The sequence below is a fragment of the Paenibacillus sp. MER TA 81-3 genome, from assembly GCF_023713585.1.
GTDB classification, from domain to species: Bacteria; Bacillota; Bacilli; order Paenibacillales; family Paenibacillaceae; genus Paenibacillus_B; species Paenibacillus_B profundus.
Map to the genome: position 1 here is coordinate 1 of NZ_JAMAWB010000120.1, position 286 is coordinate 286.

Genomic DNA, 286 nt, shown 5'->3' on the forward strand with positions numbered 1-286 from the left:
AATCGCAAGCCCAGTTCCCATGAGCAGGAAAATGCAGAGCTGACGCATGTCATGATGTCCATTTATGAGAAAGTCGAGCGTACCTTTGGATACCGTCAATTAACGTTGCACATGCGCCGCCAAACGGGAAAAACGATTAACCAAAAGCGCGTGTACCGGCTGATGAAGATACAAGGAATTCAATCCGTCATCCGGAGGAAGAAAAAGAGAGATGCGAGATCCACTCCACAGCAGGTAGCTGAGAACGTGCTGAACCGCAAATTCACTGCAGATGCGCCAAATGAAA

Annotated in this window: 1 protein-coding gene; it reads left to right on the plus strand. The window is 48.3% G+C overall.

Translation table 11 applies throughout. The annotated features are described in order from the left end of the window. On the plus strand, positions 1-286 hold a 286-nt coding region (locus M3650_RS31510; RefSeq protein WP_251580300.1), incomplete at both ends, for an IS3 family transposase.